The sequence below is a fragment of the Kribbella sp. NPDC000426 genome, from assembly GCF_040300265.1.
Taxonomy (GTDB): domain Bacteria; phylum Actinomycetota; class Actinomycetes; order Propionibacteriales; family Kribbellaceae; genus Kribbella.
Window position 1 is genome coordinate 116305 of record NZ_JBEPDK010000011.1, and the last position, 19970, is coordinate 136274.

General features: G+C 68.7%; 14 protein-coding genes. 6 read left to right on the forward strand and 8 right to left on the reverse strand.

The features are described 5' to 3' along the window. Nucleotides 1–7: 7 nt before the first annotated feature. From ABT313_RS41550 to ABT313_RS41575, 6 genes are all read right to left on the reverse strand, one after another. Entirely contained in the window at nucleotides 8–2362 is a 2355-nt protein-coding gene (locus ABT313_RS41550) for an arylsulfatase (protein ID WP_350866077.1), read from the reverse strand. A gap of 79 nt (nucleotides 2363–2441) precedes the next feature. Further along, nucleotides 2442–4214: a SulP family inorganic anion transporter gene (locus ABT313_RS41555; protein WP_350866079.1), complete on the reverse strand. Its 1773-nt coding sequence runs from the start codon at nucleotides 4212–4214 to the stop codon at nucleotides 2442–2444. 20 nt (nucleotides 4215–4234) lie between these two features. Then, nucleotides 4235–5173, reverse strand: coding sequence for a polyphosphate kinase 2 family protein (locus tag ABT313_RS41560; protein WP_350866081.1), 939 nt, complete (start codon nucleotides 5171–5173; stop codon nucleotides 4235–4237). A 22-nt stretch (nucleotides 5174–5195) separates the two neighbouring features. Continuing rightward, nucleotides 5196–8063, reverse strand: a complete 2868-nt coding sequence (locus ABT313_RS41565) for a cation-translocating P-type ATPase (RefSeq protein WP_350866083.1) — start codon at nucleotides 8061–8063, stop codon at nucleotides 5196–5198. 25 nt (nucleotides 8064–8088) lie between these two features. Beyond that, entirely contained in the window at nucleotides 8089–9774 is a 1686-nt protein-coding gene (locus ABT313_RS41570; protein WP_350866085.1) for a SulP family inorganic anion transporter, read from the reverse strand. 17 nt (nucleotides 9775–9791) lie between these two features. Further along, nucleotides 9792–11291 (reverse strand): DUF2252 domain-containing protein, encoded by a 1500-nt coding sequence (locus tag ABT313_RS41575; RefSeq protein WP_350866087.1) that lies wholly within the window; start codon nucleotides 11289–11291, stop codon nucleotides 9792–9794. Between the two features lie 252 nt (nucleotides 11292–11543). Here ABT313_RS41575 and ABT313_RS41580 point away from each other — a divergent pair, with 252 nt between their 5' ends. From ABT313_RS41580 to ABT313_RS41590, 3 genes are read left to right on the forward strand one after another with little or no spacing between them, the layout of a single operon-like run. Continuing rightward, complete coding sequence (locus ABT313_RS41580; RefSeq protein WP_350866089.1) at nucleotides 11544–12830, forward strand: diacylglycerol/lipid kinase family protein; 1287 nt, start codon at nucleotides 11544–11546, stop codon at nucleotides 12828–12830. Further along, a complete protein-coding gene (locus ABT313_RS41585; protein ID WP_350866091.1) occupies nucleotides 12830–13399 on the forward strand; it encodes a phosphatase PAP2 family protein in 570 nt (189 codons plus the stop codon). The genes ABT313_RS41580 and ABT313_RS41585 overlap by 1 nt, the downstream gene beginning before the upstream one ends. Nucleotides 13400–13457: 58 nt before the next feature. Continuing rightward, nucleotides 13458–13877: a DUF7144 family membrane protein gene (locus ABT313_RS41590; RefSeq protein ID WP_350866093.1), complete on the forward strand. Its 420-nt coding sequence runs from the start codon at nucleotides 13458–13460 to the stop codon at nucleotides 13875–13877. Between the two features lie 2 nt (nucleotides 13878–13879). Here ABT313_RS41590 and ABT313_RS41595 read toward each other — a convergent pair whose 3' ends face one another. Further along, a complete protein-coding gene (locus ABT313_RS41595; RefSeq protein ID WP_350866095.1) occupies nucleotides 13880–14494 on the reverse strand; it encodes a hypothetical protein in 615 nt (204 codons plus the stop codon). A 10-nt stretch (nucleotides 14495–14504) separates the two neighbouring features. Beyond that, entirely contained in the window at nucleotides 14505–15650 is a 1146-nt protein-coding gene (locus tag ABT313_RS41600; protein ID WP_350866096.1) for an AI-2E family transporter, read from the reverse strand. Nucleotides 15651–15883: 233 nt separating this feature from the next. On the opposite strand from ABT313_RS41600, the gene ABT313_RS41605 reads away from it, so the two are divergent. From ABT313_RS41605 to ABT313_RS41615, 3 genes are read left to right on the forward strand one after another with little or no spacing between them, the layout of a single operon-like run. Then, the gene (locus ABT313_RS41605; protein ID WP_350866098.1) at nucleotides 15884–16294 is read left to right on the forward strand and encodes a DUF7144 family membrane protein; all 411 of its coding nucleotides are present in this window, start codon (nucleotides 15884–15886) and stop codon (nucleotides 16292–16294) included. After that, nucleotides 16278–18344 carry a phage holin family protein gene (locus tag ABT313_RS41610; RefSeq protein WP_350866100.1) on the forward strand — a complete coding sequence of 689 codons (2067 nt, stop codon included), beginning with the start codon at nucleotides 16278–16280 and terminating at the stop codon, nucleotides 18342–18344. Before ABT313_RS41605 ends, ABT313_RS41610 begins: the two co-directional genes overlap by 17 nt. After that, nucleotides 18341–19936 (forward strand): phospholipase D family protein, encoded by a 1596-nt coding sequence (locus tag ABT313_RS41615; RefSeq protein ID WP_350866102.1) that lies wholly within the window; start codon nucleotides 18341–18343, stop codon nucleotides 19934–19936. Before ABT313_RS41610 ends, ABT313_RS41615 begins: the two co-directional genes overlap by 4 nt. The last annotated feature ends 34 nt before the right edge of the window (nucleotides 19937–19970 follow it).

A 19970-nucleotide genomic window follows, 5' to 3' on the forward strand; every position in this document is an offset into this window, starting at 1 on the left:
CCGGGTCCTACTCCCGCATCAGCATCAGCGCGGCTTCGCGTTCGAGATCCAGGTACGGCTCGCCGCTGACGTCGACGGCCACTCGGTTGATCGTGCCGCCGGTGAAGTGGTGCGGCGGCTCGCCCGGGTAGTCGTCGGTGATCGGCTCGCCGCTGTGCCTGCCGACGTACAGACCCGCGCCGGCGATGGCGAAGGCTCCGAGCTGGGTCTTGATGCGTCCCTCGCCGACCTTCTCGTCGCCGTGGTACAGCGAGAGGGTGCCGGTCGCGCCGTCACGGTCCATCCCTTGTTTCTCGAACGCGGCCGACAGGAGCAGGTTCGTTCCGGTGGGAATGTCCTTCGTCCCGACGACCTGCTGCTCGACCGCGCCGACGAAGCTGTTCACGTAGTGCAGCCGGTTGTTCTTCACGTACAGCGCATGGCCGCCGAACCTGGCACCCATGGCGAACAGCACACCTTCGGCCCCCGGGGCGGGGATGTCGACCAGCGCGCCGATCGCGAACGACCGGTTCCGGGTGTTGACCGCCTGCCACTCCGAGACCGGCGCCGTGTCCGGGTAGTACACGTACCGGTTCTTGGCCGCCGTGAGCTGGGGCCGCGCGGTGCCGAGGATCTCCACCGCGGAACGGTCGTCGAGCGGGAAGGCCTTGTTCGCGCCGGCCTCGGCGTACCAGCCGTTCACCAGCTGGCGCAGTTTGTCCGGGTGCTCCGCCGCGAGGTTCTTGGTCTCCGACCGGTCGGTCTCGACGTGGTAGAGCTCCCACTCGTCGGCGTTGAAGTCGCCCCAGCCGGCGATGGTGGGGTGGGTGGTGACCGCCTTCCAGCCCTCGTGGTAGATCGCGCGGGATCCCAGCATCGAGTAGAACTGCGTCCGCCGGCCGGAGTCGGCGCTCGCGTCGGCCATGCTGGGCCGCATGCTCATCCCGTCGAGGTCGGACTGGGTGTGTCCCTTGATCGTCTCCGGGGCTTCGACGCCCAGGACGTCGAGGATCGTCGGGACGATGTCGATCGCGTGGTGGTACTGGTGGCGGAGCTCGCCGCGCGCCGGAGCACCCGCCGGCCACGAGATGATGCAGGGGTCTGCGGTGCCGCCGGTGAACTCGTACCGCTTCCACATCTTGAACGGGGTGTTGAAGGCCATCGCCCAGCCGTTCGCGTAGTGGTTGTAGGTCTTCGTGCCACCCAGGTCGTCGAGCTTGGCCAGGTTCTCCGCCAGGTCGTCGTCGATCCCGTTGGCGAACTTCATCTCGTTGACCGAGCCGTTCGGGCCGCCCTCGCCGCTCGCACCGTTGTCGGACACGACCACGACCAGGGTGTTCTCGAGCTGATCGGTCTGCTCGAGGTACGCGAGCAACCGGCCGATGTGGTGGTCGGCGTGGGCGAGGAATCCGGCGTACACCTCGGCCATCCGGGCGAACAGGCGGCGCTCGTCGGCGTTCAGCGAGTCCCACGGACGGGTGTAGTCCAAGGCCGGGAACGGCTGGTGGTCCGGGCCGCTGCGCGATTCGGGGGTGCCGATCGGGTTCACCGGCGGCAGTTCGGTGTCGGCCGGCACCAGACCGAGCTTCTTCTGGCGGGCCAGGGTCTCCTCCCGCATCGCCTCGTACCCCTGGTCGAAGCGGCCGGCGAACTTGGCGATCCACTCCTTCGGCGCGTGGTGCGGCGCGTGACAGGCACCGGGTGCGTAGTACAGCAGGAACGGCTTCTCCGGAGCGATCGCCTTGGCGTCCTTGATGAACTCGATCGCCTTGTCGGTGATGTCGTCGGTGAGGTGGTAGCCCTGCTCGGGCGAGCGCGGCTGCGCGACCGGGTGGTTGTCGTAGACCAGATCGGGATACCACTGGTTGGTCTCGGCGCCCAGGAAGCCGTACCACCGTTCGAAGCCGCGGCCGGTCGGCCAGTTGCGCCGGGTCGACGCGAGGTTCATCTCGTCGGTCGGGCACAGGTGCCACTTGCCCACCATGTAGGTGTTCCAGCCCCGCTCGCCGAGGATCTCCGACAGCATCCCGTTCTCCGGTGGGATCGTGCCGCTCGCGTTCGGGAATCCGATTGCCGCCTCGGTGATGCAGGCCATGCTGTTGCGCGTGTGGTTGCGCCCGGTCAGCAGACACGACCGGGTCGGTGAGCACAGCGCGGTCGTGTGCCACTGGGTGAAGCGCACGCCGCGAGCGGCGATCGCGTCGATGTTGGGGGTCTCGATCGGCCCGCCGTAGCAGCTCATGGCCGAGTAGCCGACGTCGTCCAGGACGATGTAGACGACATTCGGCGCGCCGTCCGGCGCCTTGGCCGGCTCGAACGGCGACCAGTCCGGTACGGAGTCACGAATATCTACGTTGATCGTTCCCCGGAACTGCACAGGCATGACGTCCTCCATCCTCGGGTGTCCGTCCAGCGTCGAGCGGGCGCGATCCTGAGTCGTCACCCCCGAGGGATGATCCGGCTCACCGCCGCGAGCCCTCGTCGTCGGTCCTCGGCTGCGGACTGTGCCAGCTCGCGCCGGTCTCCCGTACGTACTCCGCGACCGCCGCGTCGAGGGTCGGCAGGAAGTGCGCCGGGTTGATCGTCCGGGTCAGCTCGTACCGCTCGATCTTCGAACGGACCGGATCCTTCATCTCCGCGAACACCAGGGACACATCGTGCGCGTTCAGCCACGCATCCAGCTCCTGCAGCATGTCGGAGGCAGTGGTGTCGACGTCGGTGATCGGCTCGGCGGCCACGATGATCCACCGGACGGCGGGATCGTCGGTGACGATCTCCCGTACCTTCTCGCCGAACATCCGCGCGTTCGCGAAGATCAGCGGCGCGTCGAAACGGTAGACGACCAGACCTGGGAGAAGCTCGGCGTCGGGATAGCTCTTGGTGTCGTGCAGGCCGGCGATGCCCTCCACCCGGCCGAGCTCGGCCTCGTGCGGCCACCAGGTACGACGGAACACGTTCAGGATGGACAGGCCGACGGCAATGAGAATGCCGGGCAGTACCCCCAGGAGCGCCACGCCGAGCAGCGCGATGATCGACAGCCCGAACTCGGTCCGCCGCTGATGCCACAGCCGGCGCGTGCCGGCGATGTCGGCCAGCGACAGCGCGGCGGCGATGACGATCGCGCCGAGAGCCGGCTGCGGCACGTACTGCATCAGGGAGTTGGCGACGACCAGGACCACGGTGATCATCGCGGCGCCGACGATGCCGGTCACCTGGGACCGGGAACCGGCCTGCTCGGCGACGGCCGTGCGGGATCCGCTGGTGCTGACCGGGAAGCCCTGGAAGAAACCGGCGGCGATGTTGGCGGCACCAATGCCGACCATCTCCTGGTTCCCGCGGACCCGGTCGCCTCTGCGCGCGGCGAAAGCCGATGCCGTCGACATCGTGTCGGCGAGTGCGACGACGGCGATGGCCAGTGCCCCGACGAACAGCGGCGGCAGATCGCCCCAGCCGACCCCTGGGACAGTGAACGGCGGGAATCCCTGGGGGAGCTTGCCGACCGTATCGACGTCGTGGGACTGCAGGTCGAACGCGCTGACCAGGATCGAGGCGAGCACGACGATGATCAGCACGCTCGGCAGCTTGGGCAGCCACCGGTTCAGCAGCAGGATGCCGGCGAGCGAACCGACCCCGAGGAGTGCGGCCGTCGTGTTGGCATCACCGTTGGCGAGTCCCGATACGAAGCCCTTTGCCTCGGCCAGCAGCCCGTCGGCGTCGACCGAGAACCCGAACAGCTTGGCCAACTGGCCGATCACGATGGTCAGCGCGAGCCCGTTCATGTAGCCGATCTGGGTCGGCTTCGACAGCAGGTCCGCGACGAACCCGAACCGGGCCAGCCCGGCGACCGTCATCACCACGCCGACCATCACCGCCAGCATCGAGGCGAGCGCGACGGCCCGGGCGGGATCGCCGTTGGCCAGCAGGAGCGGCGCTATCGTCGCCGCGATCATCGGGCCCAGCGACGAGTCGGGGCCGAGCACCAGCACCTTGGACGGCCCGAAGACCGCGTAGCCGAGCAGGCACAGGATCGAGGTGTAGAGCCCGGTGACCGGCGGCAGTCCGGCGAGTTCGGCGTACGCCATGCCCTGCGGCACAAGGAGTGCGGACAGGACCAGGCCGGCGACGATGTCCTTGGTCAGCCACGCCCGCTGGTACGACCTGGCCACGCCCACGCCGGGTACGTACTCCTGCCACGCAGGAGTACGTACCGCCGGAGGGCCGCCGTCGTGAGCCACCGTCGTCGTACCTCCTCGGTCTAGGCTTCTTGCTCTTCCTCGAACGGGTCGGCCGCCGCGCCCTCCGCGGCCTGTGCCTCGAGCTCGAGCTTGATCTTCTGCAGCGCCGCCCGTGCGTCCTTGCCGACCTTGGGATAGCGAGGATCGATCTCCATCAAGGTGTTCGCGATCACGGCGCCCGCGGCGATCCGCGCGTACCACTTGCGGTCGGCGGGAATCACGTACCAGGGCGCCCACTCGGTGCTGGTCCTGGACAGCATCTTCGAGAACGCGCGCTGGTAGTCGTCCCAGTACTCACGCTCGCGGATGTCGGCGGCGGAGAACTTCCAGTTGTGGTCGCGAAGGTCGATCCGGCGCAGGAAGCGGATCCGCTGTTCCTCGTTGGACAGGTTCAGGAACAGCTTCACGATCTTGAAGCCGTTGTCGCTGAGGGTCCGCTCCCACTGGTTGATCTCGCGAAAGCGTCGTCTCCACAGCCCTTTGCGGGAGTCGTCCGGGAGTTTCTGACGCTCGAGGAGTTCGGGGTGCACGCGGACGACCAGGACCTCCTCGTAGTGCGAGCGGTTGAAGATCCCGATCTCGCCGCGAGCCGGCAGGCGCAGTCCGTAGCGCCACAGGTAGTCGTGATCCAGCTCTTCGTTGGAGGGGACCTTGAAGCCGCTCACCGAGACGCCCTGGGGGTTGACCCCGGTCATGACGTGGCGGATGGTGCCGTCCTTGCCGCCGGCGTCGAGCGCCTGCAGGATCACCAGGACACCGTGCGTGTGCTCGGCGTACAGCCGGGACTGGTATTCGGCCAGCAGTTCGACGCCCTGGTTCAGGAGCTTGCGGCCGCGCTTCTTGGAACGGATCGTGCCCCGGAAGCCGGGGTCGAAATCCTTGGCCAGGTTGACCTTCGAGCCTGGCTCGACCCGGAACGGCTCGATGAAGTCGGCGATCCGCCGCTCGCGAGATGTCATGCGCTGTCTCCTGCCTTCGCACTCATCGGGCGACACCAGTCGACCGCCCGGCGGATGGCTGTGCATCACCCTGTGCGGACGAGCCCGAATCCGCGTGGACCTGGGCTCCGGACGTGCTCCGGCCGCGGGCCGGCGCGACGGCGCGCTCCGTCCCGAGGGCGGCCGCAGGCTGCCGTTGCCCGCGCCTCCTGATCGCCTTGTCCGACTCGACCACGATCGGAAGGATCGCGGCGAGGCCGAAGCAGACGAGCCATTGTCGCGGCGACAGTGAGACCGTGAGCAGCCCACTCTGGATCGTCGGGAGCTGGGTCGCCAGGAAGAGCGCGACGACAGGGATCAGGCCGATCGCCAGGGCTTTCACGATCGGTGGGGTCACACCGCTGGTCGGGTCGCGACGGTTGACCACGGCATTGAACATGGTCCCCAGGCCCATCACCACGAAGGTCATCGTCATCGACACGGTGCCCTTCGTCGTACTCGGATCGTCAGGCCCGGCGACCAGCGGCAGCAAGGCGGCGACGAACAGGACCAGGGCGTAGAGGATCCACCTGATCACGGCTTTCCGGTTCGAGATCGGTACGCCGGCATCGCGTGGCGGACGATGCATGACGTCGGGATCACCGGGGTCGACGGCGATGATCACGACACCGACAGCGGTGGCGAAGAACAGCAGGAACAGCACCATCGACGGAGTCATCGCCACCCCGTCGTTGATGTTGAACACGGTGGCGGCGAGGAAGAGGAAGACCAGCGACAGCAGTTGTGTCATCTGGTACCGCACGTACGAGACGACCTTGTCGTAGACGCGCCGCCCGATCTCGACGGCATGGACGAGGGTGCCGAAGTTGTCGTCGGTGAGCACCATCCGCCCGGCCTGCTTGGTGACCTCGCTGCCGCTTCCCATCGCCACGCCGATGTCGGCCTGTTTGAGGGCCGCCGCATCGTTGACGGCGTCGCCGGTCATCGCGACGATCATGCCTTGCTCCTGCATGACCCGGGCGAGCCGCAGCTTGTCCTCGGGAGTGACCCGTCCGAACACGTGCAACTCGGGCATCCGGTGCTTCAGTTGCTCGTCGGTGAGCGCGACCAGTTCCGTGCCGCTGATCGCTCCCGGACCGAGGCCCAGTTCCGCGCCGATCGCCTGAGCGGTGACCGCGTGGTCACCGGTGATCATGCGTACGTCGATGCCGGCGGTGAGCGCCGTACCGACCGCACTCTTGGCCTCCGCGCGCAGTGGGTCGATGATGCCCGCCAACCCGACGAAGGACAGCCCTTGGGTCAAGGACATCGGATCGTCGGTCATGGTGGACATCTCGTGGTCGGCGACCAGACGGGCCGCGAACGCGAGGACGCGCAGACCTTTGCGACCCATCCGTTCGTTGGCCTCGGCGATGCCGTCCTGCGCCTGCGCGATCGGGACCTGCGAGCCGCTGAGCGGTCCACCCGCCTGGGTGCAGCGCCCGAGTACGACGTCCGGTGCGCCCTTGACCAGCTCCATGACCTGCTCGACGCCGTCCACGGTCACCCGGTGGAACGTGGCCATGAACTTGTACTCCGAATCGAACGGGACCTCCGACAGCCGCGGGTAGGTGTGCCGGGTCTCCTCGGCGTCGATGCCGAGCTTCGCGGCCAGCACCACCAGCGCGGCCTCGGTCGGATCGCCGATCACCGACCCGTCGTCGCCGACGACTGCGTCACTGTCGAGCGCGAGCCCGAGACCGAGCCGGGTGAAGTCCGGCACCGGACCGCCCGCCACCGAACGGATCGCGCCGGTGGTGCGGTATCCCTCTCCCTCGACGGTGAACCACGTCCCGTTCACGTACAGCGTCGAGACCATCATCTGGTTCAGCGTGAGCGTCCCGGTCTTGTCGGTGTTGATGACGCTCGTCGCACCGAGCGTCTCGACGTCGGTGAGGTTCTTCACCACGGCCTTCGCCTCGGCGAGCTGCTTCGCACCGAGGGAGAGGAGTGCCGAGACGAAAGCCGGCATGCCGGTCGGTATCGCCGAGATGGCCATCGCGGTGCCGAGCAGCAGCAGGTCCTTGGCCGGCGTTCCGCGGATCAGGCCGACCACCACGATCACCGCGACCGACCCCCAGGCAACGAGCCCGAGGACCTTCGTCAGCGAGTCCAGCTCCCGCTGGAGCGGTGACCGGGTGCGCTTCACCGAGGTGAGCATCGTCGCGATCCGGCCCATCTGCGTGTGCATCCCGGTCGCGGTGACCAGGATCGTGCCGGTGCCCCGGGTCACCGACGTGTTCTGGAACAACATGTTGGTCTGGTCGCCCAGGCCGACGTCGGCGGAGGCCAGCGCGCTGGTGCCCTTGGCGATCGGCGCGCTCTCCCCGGTGAGCGCGGCCTCCTGTGCCTCCAGCGTCGCGGACCGGACGATGCGACCGTCGGCGGACACGATGTCGCCCGCTTCGACCTGCACGATGTCGCCCGGAACCACCTGCGTGGCAGCGATCATGGCCGGTTCGCCGTCGCGGATCACCCGGGCCTGCGGTACCTGCAGGTTGGACAGGGCATCGACGCTCGCCCGTGCCGTCAGCTCCTGACGGGTGCCCAGCCCGACGTTCAGCAGGATGAGCACGGCAACGATGATGCCGGTCGAGAGTTCGCCGATCAGCAGGCTGACGATCACGACGGCGACCAGCATGAGGTTCATCGGGTCGCGCAGCTGCTGGACGGCGACGGTCCACATCGAGGGCGGCTTCTCCGCGGCGATCTCGTTCGGGCCGTACGACGACAGCCGGCTCGCCGCCTCGGCTGCGGTAAGCCCCGCATCGGCATCGGATCCGGCCGCGGCAACCACGGCCTCGGCCGCCTGGGTGTACGGCGGCACCTTGGCATCGGTCGCCGAGGACGCTGCCGTGCCGGTCTCGCTCATGAGTCTGTTTCCTCTCCAGGGAGTTTTACGGCGCGCTTGCAGCAGCGTCGGCCCGATAGGCACGGAAGGTCTCAGCGAGGGTCGGGAAGATGTTGTCCTCGCCGATCGCGTCCAGCGTCTGGTAGGTACCGAGCGTGGCAAGCAGTTGGTCATCGGGCCGGACCAGCACGAAGCGGGCGTTGTGCGCCTGGCAGTACTTGACCAGGTTGGCGAGCGTCACCCCGGCCGAGTAGTCGATGTCGTCGATCGCGCCGCAGTCCAGCGCGACCCAGCGGACGGGGTCGGGAGCGGCGGAGATCACCGACTCGAGAGCGTCGGCGAACCGGTTGGCATTGGCGTAGAAGAGTTCCGCGTCGTACCGGAAGAGGATCAGGCCGGGCAGGCTCTGCGCGCCCGGCACCGCCGCCTGATAGGTCGGCTCGCCGGCCTGGTCCTGGCCGATCACGTAGTCGCCCGGTGCGTACTGCCGCCGGACCAGGTCGAGCAGCGAGAGGACGACGGCGAGGATGATTCCCTGCTCGACGCCCACAGCGAAGACCGTGACCGTCGTGATGAGCGCCACCACGAACTCGTTCCGGCGTCGCATCCACAGCCGGCGGAGGCCGGGCACGTCGATCAGGCTGACGCCGATGAGGAAGACGATCCCGGCGAGCACCGCCTTGGGCATGTCGGCCAGCAGCCCGGTGAAGAACATCGTGAACAGCAGCGCGACCGCCGCCATCGTCAGGTTGGCGAGCTGGGTGCGCCCCTTCTGCTGGTCGAGGATCTGCGTCTTGGTCGGGCTGCCGTTGACCGCGAAGGTGCCGCTGAGGCCGGCGGCGAGGCTGGCCCCGCTGAGTCCCACGATGTCGCGGTTGATGTCGACCGCGGCTCCGTGCTTGAACGCGAAGCTGCGGGAGGTGGCGGCGCTCTGGGCGATGATCAGCACCGTGCAGGACACGGCGGTGGGCATCACCTTGGATACGTCCGACCACGAGATTCCCGACGGCAGGCCGAGCGGTGGGAAGCCACCCTTGATGGCACCCACGACGGCGACGCCGTGCGCGTGCGCGTTGGTCAGGGCCGAGATCGCAGTCAGCAGGAGGACGGCGACAATGGCTCCCGGCACGACCGGGATGAAGCGCTTGAAGGCCTCGATGATCACGATCGTGCTCAGGCCGAAGACAACCGTGCCGACCTGGGCCGAGGACAGTGAGCTGATCCAGTGCCACTGTTGCTCGAACCAGTTGCCGGTGCCCTTCGGGATGCCGAGCAGGTCCGGGATCTGCCCGGACAGCACCTGGATGCCGACACCGGTCAGGAACCCGATCAGTACGGACGCGCTGAGGAAGTCCCCGACGAAGCCCAGTCGCAGCAACCGAGCGATGAGCAGCAGCACACCGCAGACGAGCGCCGTCAGGCTCGTGAGCGCCAGCCAATCGGCCGATCCGGGGGTGACACCGGCGATACCGAGACCGGTCATACCCGCGGCGAGCACCGCGGCGGTGGCCGAGTCCGCGCCGACGACGAGCAGCCGGGAGGAGCCCAGCAGGGCGAAGACGATGGTGGGGAAGATGATCGTGTACAACCCGGTGACGATCGGCGTACCGGCGATGGAGGTGTAGCCCATCACCTCGGGGATCGCCACCGCCGCCAGCGTCAGACCCGCGATGATGTCGCGTGTCAGCCAGGCCCTGTGGTAGCCCTGCAGCGACTCGGGCACAAGCTTCATACGTCGGGGCCCCGGGGTCATACCTGCTGGACGGCCTCGATCCGGTGCGAGCCGATCGCATCGGTGAAGGCGGCGAAGTCCTGTTCGTTCTGGGCGGCGTACCGCTCGGAGAAGTCTGTGATCGACGTGTCGAAAGCGTCGTCGTCGCCGAGGTACGCAGCGATGGATACGGCGTCACCCGAGCGGGCGTGCGCCCGGGCCAGGGTCCATCCGCAGGTGCGGGCGTAGAAGGCCATCGTCGCGGGCGCCATCAACTCCACCAGCGCGGAGCCCTTCATGTCGCGGAGCTGGCGCCAGTAGAAGTAGCGATCGGCCTGCACCCCTTTCGACCAGCCGAGGAAGATGTCGCTGCTGGCCTGCATCAACCGCTGGCCCTGGACCACCCGCTCGCCCGGTTGCCGGTACGTGCTCTTGCGCAAGACTCCTTCGAGCACCGACCTGGTGGCTTCCTTGACCTGGAGGAACAGCGGATCGCCGCGGTCACGGCCCTGCAGCAGGACGATGAAGGCTCGGGTTCCGACACTGCCGACGCCGACGACCTTGCGTGCCCAGTCGATGATCTCGAAGCGTTCCAACAGTTGCCGGACGTCGGGCCGAAGGGTGGAGCGGTAGTCGCGGAACAACTCGAAGACGACGTCCTCGAGCTCTCCGGGCTTGATGCCGTACGCCGTGTGCAGGTCACGGGCGGGGACGATCACCGGTGGGACGCTGGCAATGCGGTAGCGGCCGTCGACCTCTTCACCGAGCTTGGACAGCGCCTGATCGCTGTTGCGGGAGTGCGCCTTCTGCGCGTTCTTCTCGAACCGCTTCGTCGCCTCCTTCCGCTCCTTGCCCGTCATGCTGGTCGTGCCGTCCGGGTCGGCGCTGTGTTTTCCCTTCCCCTTCCCCTTGCCCTTCTGCTTCCCCTTGCCGTCGGCACCGGCCAGGAAGGCGGCGACCGACCGTTTGATCTCGTCCTCGGCGGTGTGGGCGTACCAGACGTCGAGGGTTCGCATGGAGGCGAACTGGGCCATCGTCTCCCGGTAGGACCTGACCGCGGCCTTCGTGATCGCCTGCGCGTCCGACTTCGCGAACCCGTTGTTGCGGGCGGCCACGGTGAGACTCGCGGCCAGACGTTTGACGTCATACTCGAAGGGGCCGGGAAGGGTCTCGTCGAAGTCGTTGATGTCGAACAGCAGGTTCCGCTCCGGTGAGGCGAAGACGCCGAAGTTCGACAGGTGCGCGTCACCGCACAGCTGGACCTCGAGGCCGGCGGTCGGCGTACCGGCGAGGTCCGCGGCCATGATCTTGGCGGCACCACGGTAGAACGTGAACGGTGAGGCCATCATCCGGCCGTGCCGGACCGGGACCAGATCCGGCTCCCGTCGCTCGTTCTGCTCCTCGATGAGCGCCACCGGGTCCGGCCGGTCGGGGGCCGGCGTCCACCCGCTGTGACTGTCCGGACCGGTTCGCGCACGTGCCGCCAGACCGCGTGCGCTGCGCTCGTCCAGAGTCAGGTGTTCAACAGTCGTCGCCATGATCGGCCGCCCTTCTCGCCGTCGCCGACCAGGCTCGTCGGACGAGCCCGGCCCCACCCTGCGATCCGCGTACTTCGCCGACGATTCAGCAGAACAAGGGGCCGCCGCATCACCCCGCAGGGAGGATCGGGCCGGATCATCCCGGGTGTGGGATGCCACGAGCATGGCGGCCGCACAGGATGGGCCTGGCGCCGGGACTCGGCGCCGGGGACTCTGAGGCGGACCGATGGGGTGGAACTCGTGAGGCGCCGAATGGCTGCGGTCGTGGCGCTGGTGGTGGGCGGGGCGACGGCCGTGCTTGCCGTGGCGGTCGCCGTGAGTGAGTTTCCGCGCGGGCTCGGTGTCCTGGCCTGCGTCGTGATCGCTGCGGTCGCGGCATGGTTCGGCGTGCTGCGACGCGGGATCTTACGCGTGCTGGGGCTGGCCGTGGCCGCGTTGGCGCTTGCCGGTGCGGTGATCTTCATTGTCGTGGGCGGGAAGTTCGGCGTCGATCTGTTCGTCCTGGCAGGGCTCCTGGTCACCCTGGCGGCGACGCGAGCCAGCTTTGCCGCCCACGTGGACCTGCCGCGCGTGCCGCCTCCGGAGCATCCGGTGCTGTTCTTCAATCCGAAGTCCGGCGGGGGAAAGGCGGCACGCTTCGCGGTCGCCAAGGAGGCACGCGACCGCGGCATCGAGCCGATCGAGCTCAAGGCCGGGGACGACCTCGAAACTCTGGTCCGCGGTGCGGTCGCCCGGGGCGCCAACGGGCTCGCGATGGCCGGCGGCGACGGATCGCAGGCGATCGTCGCCGCGATCGCCGCCGAGCTCTCGCTGCCCTACGCCTGCATACCCGCCGGCACGCGCAACCATTTCGCGCTCGACCTCGGGGTCGACCGTGACGACGTGGTCGGTGCCCTCGATGCCTTCGTCGACGGCGGCGAGCGGCTGGTGGACCTCGCCGAGGTGAACGGCCGGGTGTTCGTCAACAACGTGTCGCTCGGCCTGTACGCCGAGGCGGTGCAGCGCAGCGGGTATCGCGCCGCCAAGATCCGGACCATCCTCGACACGGTGCCGGACGCGCTCGGCGCCGGTGGCAGCGAACTGGACATGCGCTGGACCGGGCCGGGCGGTGACGGACACCGCGGCGGCGCGGCCCTCCTCGTCTCGAACAACCGGTACCGGCTCGGTCGCGCGGTCGGTTCCGGCACCCGCCCGCGGATCGACGACGGAGTTCTCGGCATCACGGTCATGGGGGCGCCGGCGGGTAGCGATCAGGGGCATCGTCAGCGTCCCTGGCGGGAGTGGACGGCTCCGTCCTTCGAGGTCGATGCCGATCGCCAACTGCCGGCCGGCGTCGACGGTGAGGCGCTCGTCCTCGACACACCGCTGCGGTTCCAGATCAGGCCCGGTGTTCTCCGGGTACGCATCGCGCCTCAGCACCCCGGTTCGTCGCCGTCGGCGTTTGCTCCCGAGGGCCTTCGGGCCGGCCTGGCCGAGTTGGTGCGTATCGCCCTCGGCCGCGACCGGATGACAGTGGATGCGGCTCACCGGAGGCCGTGATGGACCACCGTCTGGCCGGCTACGACCGCGCCGTCTACCGATCAGTCGCGCGCCTGTCGACGCCGGCCCTCGACGAGCCGCTGCGGCGGGTGTCCGATCTCGCCAACTTCTCCAAGCTGTGGTTCCTGGTGGCCGGGGGGATCGCACTGTTCGGCGGCCCGCGCGGCCGGCGCGCGGCGTTGTCGGGGCTCGGCGCGATCGGCGCGACCTCCTTCGTGGTGAACCAGCCGATCAAGAAGCTGGCTGGTGAACGCCGGCGGCCCGACCGGCACGGCCTCGGCGTTCCGGTGCAGCGGTGGGTGCGCATGCCCTCCTCGGGATCTTTTCCGTCCGGGCACTCCGCGTCCGCGGCAGCCTTCGCGGTCGCGGTCGGAGGCCTACTGCCCAGGCTGCGGCCGGGCCTCCGCGTGATGGCGTCGGCCGTTGCGTTCTCCCGCGTGTACACGGGTGTGCACTATCCGAGCGACGTTCTGGTCGGGGTGGCCGTCGGAGCGGTGTTCGGGCGATTGGCCGCGCGGCTGGCTGTCCGGCTCCGACCACCCGCATCTCACCCCCGCAGGACGATGTGATGCGGGGGAGCGGCGGGGATCGTCGGGCACGAAGACGGATAACCAGGAGGCGGGCACGATGGCGTACAGGGACCTGGACCCCATGGACACCCACAAGGGTGTCCCGAGCGGGGCGATCGGCGGCATCGCGTTCGCCGGCTTCACCCTGCTCATTATCGGTACGTTCTCCGTCGTCGCCGGGCTGGCCGCGATCCTCGACGACGACTATCTGGTCGTCAGCCGGCGCTACGCCTTCGACCTCGACACCACCACGTGGGGCTGGATCCATCTGGCGCTGGGGATCGGCGCGATCCTGGTCGCGGGCGGCGTCTTCACCAGCAAAGCCTGGGCGGGGACTGTCGCGATCGTCATCGCGGGCCTGGTCGCATTGGACTACTTCTTCTTCATTCCGGTCCAACCGGTGTGGTCGCTGGTGGTGATCGGGCTCAGCGTGTGGATCATCTGGTCCATCACACAGGCCCGGGGATCCGACATCTGACCTCACGGTTTGCGCACACCTGACGCGTGCCGGCGCGGCCAGCGTGCGTGGCGGCTGAGGGCGCGGACGGAGAACTCGCCCAGCTGATAGTGCGGGTCGGGCGAGGTGGCGAGGGACTCGGGCGCGCCGAAGGCGACATCGGAGATGGTGAGCCGGCTGCCCCGGCTGAGAGCGTCGTGGTAGCCGACGAGCCGCCCGTCCACCCGGAAGTACGTCTTGCCGTTGGTGTGCCAGTCGAATCTGACTTCCGCGAAGCGCGAACTGGGGGTCGGCAGCTGGCCGATGTCGTGCCAGACCCGGTGCACCCGGACGCGGACCAGGGCCTGGAACTTGGTCAACGGTTCGAGACCCAGGACGAATTCGTCGCCGAGGCGAAGGATCCGCACCGACGAGTCGACGGCCTGAGCAGGGTGCCTGAACCGCACGACGCAGCTGACCCCGGCCACGTCGAGAAGGGGAGTCTCCAGAACGTAGTGGAGACTGCGGCCCGGTGCGATCAGGAGGACGCCGTCCGACGGGCTCGGCGCGAGCGAGCCCGGCGACAAGTTGCCTGGCAGGCCTTGAAAGCTCCGGATGTTGGTGTCCGCGAACTCGTGCAACAGAACTGAGCGCCACATGGCGACCTCCTCATCCGACCTGCTCGGCGGTGACTTCGTCCGGGGGCAGCTCGGCCGGCGAAGCGGGCGGGGCCTGTTCCGGTACCGGGCCGCCGGAGACCAGACCGGCGAGCCAATGGGTGGAGGGCGCGGCATCAAGGAGGAGGGCCTTGACCAGAAGCGACAGCGGAATGGCCAGTACGGCGCCCAGCGGGCCGAGGACCCAGGCCCAGAACACCAGGGAGAGGAAGGTCAGGGTCGTGGACAGCCCGACCGTGTCACCGACGACCTTCGGCTGGATGACCGACTGGATGATGAAGTTGATGACGCTGTACAGCACGATCACCCACAAGAAGGCGCCCCAGCCCTGGTCGAGAAGAGCCAGCAGCGCGGGCGGGATCACCCCGATGAAGAAGCCGACGTTGGGTATGTAGTTGGTGATCAGGGCGAGCAGTCCCCACAGCCAGGGCAGCGGAATGTCCAGTAGATAAAGGACCGCGACGTCGAACGCCGCCACGATCACCCCGAAGACCGTGGAGACGATCAGATAGCGGGTCGTACCTTTCGTGAAGCCGATCAAAGCGGCGATGACGTCCGGCTTGTCCTGCGACGCCTGCCGCAGGCGGTCCGGGAAGTCCACGGCGTCGAGGCCCATGAAGAACAGCACGGCGACGACGAGCACCAGCAGCGAGAAGATCCCCAGGAGTCCGCTCAGCCAGCCTTGCAGGGTGTTGAAGAGTGCCCCGAGGTCGAGCTTGCGCAGGGCAGCCTCGAGTTGTTCCTGACCCACGCCGCGGTCGGCCAGCCAGCCGCGGACATCCGCGACCAGCTCGGTGAACTTGTCCTGGTACGTCGGCAGCAGGCCGGCCAGCTCGGCGACCGAGAAGGCCAGCATCGCCACGACTCCGAGCAAGAAGGCGTTCACGACCACCAGTGCGATCAGCCCGGCCAGCCACCCCTTGACGCCTCGGTCGATCAGCCGCCGCCGCAGTGGACTCACCGCGATCGTGAGGACGAGCGCGAGGAACACCGGACCGAGGATCCCGGCGAACAGGTGTACCCCCGCGGCCGTCACGACTGCGGCCGCGGTGCCGAGCAGGACGACGACTCCGCGCGGCAGCATCTCGGGCGCGGCCGGCGCGCTGCCGTTGGGGGAGTCCGTGGAGCCTGCGGACATCGACGCAACCTCCTGTCCCAACCGGCGCCGGGCTTCGAAGATCGCGCAGACCGTCCCGGGCCGGCATCACCCACCTGGGATGATCCTTCGCCGTTGATGCATCAGGGCGCCGGATGTCGTCCGCCAAGGGTGACGCAGCAACGGTCGGAGCGGTCCTACTGTCGACGCGCCGCTCGACGTCCGTCGAGGACCATGCAAATCCGTGCAGATCCTGGCAGGAGAGGTGGACACAGATGACCGACGACCGCACTGTCGAGTCGCAGGCCGACTCGGGCTGGGCGATGAGCGGAGTCGCCTTCGCCGCCACGATGCTGCTGATGATCGGCGGCTTCCAGGTCGTCTCCGGCCTGGCGGCGATCATCAACGACGAGTACTTCGTACAGGTCCGGGGCTATGCCTTCCACCTCGACATCACCGCCTGGGGATGGATCCACCTGGTCCTCGGTCTGGCCCTCATCGCGGCCGGGATCGGTCTGTTCTCCCGTGCGGTCTGGGCCGGCGTCGTCGCGCTGTTCCTGGCGGTGCTCAGCGCGGTCGACAACTTCTTCTTCATTCCCTACCAGCCGTTCTGGTCGCTGCTGCTGATCGCGCTCGACGTGTGGATCATCTGGGCGCTGACGCGTCCGCGTGCCCTCCGTAAGTGACGGCCGCGGCACCGTGTCCACACCGCTGGTCCGCGCCGGCGATCTCGGCCGGATCGTCGCGACTTATGTCAGCTCGGTCCTCGCCCTGGCCCTCGCGGACGCCGTGCTGCCCGGCCTGAGCTTCTCGTCGTTCGGGCAGTTGCTCGCCTCGGCGGCGGCAACCGCGCTGGTCGGTGCGCTGGTACGTCCGTTGCTGGTCGCCGTGAGCGCCGCGATCGGGTGGCTCGCAGTACTCCTCGTGGCGGTGCTCGGACAGGCCGTGATCCTGGCGGTGGCGCTGACCCTGATCCCGGGGGTCGAGGCGGACTCGTTCTGGGTCGTGCTGGCCGCCGCGTGGATCGCGGCGGCCACGGCGACGATCGTGGCGTGGCTCTGCACGTCCGGTACGTCGGAAGCCTTCACGGCTGCGCTCGTCCGCCGGACCAGGCGGCGCCAGAAACCGGTCGAAGACCCCGAGGCTCCCGGCGTCATCTTCATCCAGCTCGACGGCGTGCCGTTCCCGGTCCTGCGCTGGAAGCTTCTCGCCGGCACGCTGCCCACCATGGGGCGCTGGACCCGCGACGACGGTTATCGGCTGGTGGAGTGGACGCCGGTGCTGCCGCCGACCACGCCCGCCAGTCAGCTCGGAATCCTGCACGGCCGCATCGACGGCGTACCCGCCTTCCGTTGGTACGACCGGACCCTGGGGCGCGTGCTGGTCACCAACCGGGCCGCCGACGCGGCAGAGGTCGAGCACAGGGCCTCCGACGGCCGCGGGCTGCTGGCCGACGGCGGCGTGAGTATCTCCAATCTCTTCAGCGGTGACGCCGAGCGGTCGGTGCTGACCATGAGCAAGATCGAGCTCGCCCGCGGTTCGGCCGACACGCGTCGCCGCGCTGCCTGGTATCTCGCCCGGCCGGACGGGTTCGCCGGCAGCCTGGCCGGAGCGGTCGCGGAAATCGCCCGGGAGAGGTTCGAGTCGCGCCGGCAACGCCGTCTCGATGTTCGCCCGCGGGGAGAGCGCGGCTGGCTGTTCGCCGGCCTCCGCGCAGTGACGAACGTCGTACTCCGCGACCTCAACACCGCACTGGTGGCCGAGGAGATGATGCACGGCACCCGGGTCGTGTACGTCGACTACGTCGACTACGACGAGGTGGCCCATCACGCCGGCGGCCTGCGGCCGGAGTCGCTGGGCACGCTGGATCGACTCGATCGTGTGCTGGGGTGCTTGGCGGCCGTCGCCGCAGCCGCACCACGCCCGTACCGGCTGGTCGTCCTGTCCGACCACGGGCAGTCCCAGGGACAGATCTTCGCCGATCGGAACGGGACCGACCTGGCTGCGGTCTGCTCGCAGCTGACCGCAGCCCGGGTCGAAACAGTCGAGCAGTCGGTCGAGGGCTGGGGCCGGCTGAACGGTCTCCTGGCGGATCTGGCCAAGGGCGGCTCCGGCACCGGACGGGTGGCCCATCATGCGGCGCTACGCGTGCAAGACCGGGCCGCACCACCGGCGGTCACCACGAGTTCGGACCTGGTCGTCCTCGGCTCGGGCAACCTCGGCCTGGTGTACGCCGCCGAGCAGCGCCGGCTGACGATGGAGGAGATCACCGGGCGCTGGCCGGCACTGATCCCCGGGCTCGTGAACCACGACGGAATCGGCTTCATCGCGGTGATGAGCACCGAGCACGGGCCGCTGGCACTCGGGCCGTCGGGTGTCCACCGGCTGTCCGACGGCAAGGTGACCGGAGTCGATCCGCTCGAGCCGTTCGGGCCATACGCCCCGGGAGACCTGCTGCGAGCGGTATCGATGCCGGAGGCGCCTGACCTGTACGTGAACAGCTCGGTCGACCAGGACACCGGCGAGGTCTCCGCGTTCGAGGGTCTGGTCGGCTCGCACGGCGGACTCGGCGGGTGGCAGGGACGGGCGCTGCTGCTGGCACCACCGGACCTGGTGATCCCGGACAGGCCCATCCGGGGTGCGGACCAACTCCACCGCGTGCTGGTCAGGTATCTCGAACAGCTCGGCCAGCGCAGCGGACTGTCCCGCCCACTCGACCGGGAGACGGCACGATGATCGACGACACTGCCGGGCAATGGTTCCTCCGGCCGGACGAGCGCGGCAATCCCGGAACCGACATCGACCGGGTGGGAGACATCGACGGGTCGTGGGTCGACGGCAACCTGGTCCGGCCGTTGATCCACGGGGCAACCTACTTCCGTCGCTTGTACGAGGAACTGTGCGCGCTACGGGCCGGTGACCGGGTCTATTTCACCGACTGGCGTGGCGATGCGGACGAGAAGCTGCTGCCCGACGGCCCCGCGATCGGGACCGTGCTGGCTGAGCTGGCCCGATCGGGAGTCGAGGTCAGGGCGCTGCTCTGGCGCTCGCACTCGGATCACCTGCAGTTCAACGCACGGGAGAACCGGCGGCTGGGGACGAAGCTCAACAAGGCCGGCGCCGAGGTGCTGCTCGACCAGCGGGTCAGGCATCTGTCCTCGCACCACCAGAAGCTGTTCGTGATCCGGCACAAAGGCCGGCCGGACCGGGCGGTCGCGTTCGTCGGCGGCATCGACCTGTCCCACCAGCGTCGCGACGACAGCGACCATCTTGGGGATCCGCAGCAGGCGCCGATGGATCGCAGGTACGGCGTCCGCACGCCCTGGCACGATGCGGCGCTGGAGATCCGCGGACCGGTCGTCGGCGATCTGCTCCGCACCTTCATCGAGCGCTGGGACGACGGTCAACCGCTCGACCGGCGCACGCCGTACCGGATGATCGTGCAACGGATGGCGCGGATGCCGCGGCATCCGCGGGCACTGTCGGAGACGTTCCCGGATCCGCCGCCGGCCGGGCCGCACGCCGTACAGGTGCTGCGGACGTACGCCCGCAAACGTCCTGGCTATCCGTTCGCGCCGCAGGGGGAGCGGAGCATCGCCCGCGCCTACGGCAAGGCGTTCGCGAACGCGCGGAAGCTGATCTACCTGGAGGACCAGTACCTGTGGTCGGAGCTGATCGCGCGGGGGATCAGCGATGCCCTCGAGCGGTCGCCCGATCTCCGCGTCATCATCGTCGTACCGCGGTACCCGGATGCCGACGGCGCCGTGACCGGCCCGCCGGAACGCTTCGGGCAGTTGCGCGCAGTGCGGTTGCTGCGCGCGGCCGCGCCCGCCCGGGTCGGGATCTACAACCTGGAGAATGCCGCGGGGACGCCGATCTATGTGCACGCGAAGATCTGCATTGTGGACGACGTGTGGTTCACCTGCGGCTCGGACAACTTCAACCGGCGCTCCTGGACCAGTGACAGCGAACTCACCTGCGCGGTCCTGGACGCGACGCCCGACGACCGCGATCCGGTTGCTGAGGGCACCCGTCGGCTCGCCCGCGACCTGCGGCTCGAGGTGTGGTCGGAGCATCTCGGTTTGCCGCGGTCCGGTCTGGCGCAGCTCGACCTGTCGGCGGGGTTCGAGCTGTGGCAGCGCACCGCCGCGGAGCTGGAGTCGTGGCACGCCGGCGGCAAGAGGGGGATCCGTCCGCCAGGGCGCATCCGTCCGCACGAGCCGCAACCCGTGAGCCGCTTCCAGGCGCTCTGGGCCGAACCGCTGTACAGGGTGATCTACGACCCCGACGGCCGCCCCCGCCAGATGCGCCGCAGCGGGGTGTTCTGACCATCCGTTCCCGGTGGTTTCCCCCACCGAGGAT

Bases quoted from the DNA above. Each gene is read 5' to 3' on its own strand.
- ABT313_RS41550 (WP_350866077.1), bottom strand. From the start codon at position 2,362: ATGCCTGTGCAGTTCCGGGGAACGATCAACGTAGATATTCGTGACTCC.
- ABT313_RS41560 (WP_350866081.1), bottom strand. From the start codon at position 5,173: ATGACATCTCGCGAGCGGCGGATCGCCGACTTCATCGAGCCGTTCCGG.
- ABT313_RS41565 (WP_350866083.1), bottom strand. From the start codon at position 8,063: ATGAGCGAGACCGGCACGGCAGCGTCCTCGGCGACCGATGCCAAGGTG.
- ABT313_RS41570 (WP_350866085.1), bottom strand. From the start codon at position 9,774: ATGAAGCTTGTGCCCGAGTCGCTGCAGGGCTACCACAGGGCCTGGCTG.
- ABT313_RS41575 (WP_350866087.1), bottom strand. From the start codon at position 11,291: ATGGCGACGACTGTTGAACACCTGACTCTGGACGAGCGCAGCGCACGC.
- ABT313_RS41580 (WP_350866089.1), top strand. From the start codon at position 11,544: ATGGCTGCGGTCGTGGCGCTGGTGGTGGGCGGGGCGACGGCCGTGCTT.
- ABT313_RS41585 (WP_350866091.1), top strand. From the start codon at position 12,830: ATGGACCACCGTCTGGCCGGCTACGACCGCGCCGTCTACCGATCAGTC.
- ABT313_RS41590 (WP_350866093.1), top strand. From the start codon at position 13,458: ATGGCGTACAGGGACCTGGACCCCATGGACACCCACAAGGGTGTCCCG.
- ABT313_RS41595 (WP_350866095.1), bottom strand. From the start codon at position 14,494: ATGTGGCGCTCAGTTCTGTTGCACGAGTTCGCGGACACCAACATCCGG.
- ABT313_RS41600 (WP_350866096.1), bottom strand. From the start codon at position 15,650: ATGTCCGCAGGCTCCACGGACTCCCCCAACGGCAGCGCGCCGGCCGCG.
- ABT313_RS41605 (WP_350866098.1), top strand. From the start codon at position 15,884: ATGACCGACGACCGCACTGTCGAGTCGCAGGCCGACTCGGGCTGGGCG.
- ABT313_RS41615 (WP_350866102.1), top strand. From the start codon at position 18,341: ATGATCGACGACACTGCCGGGCAATGGTTCCTCCGGCCGGACGAGCGC.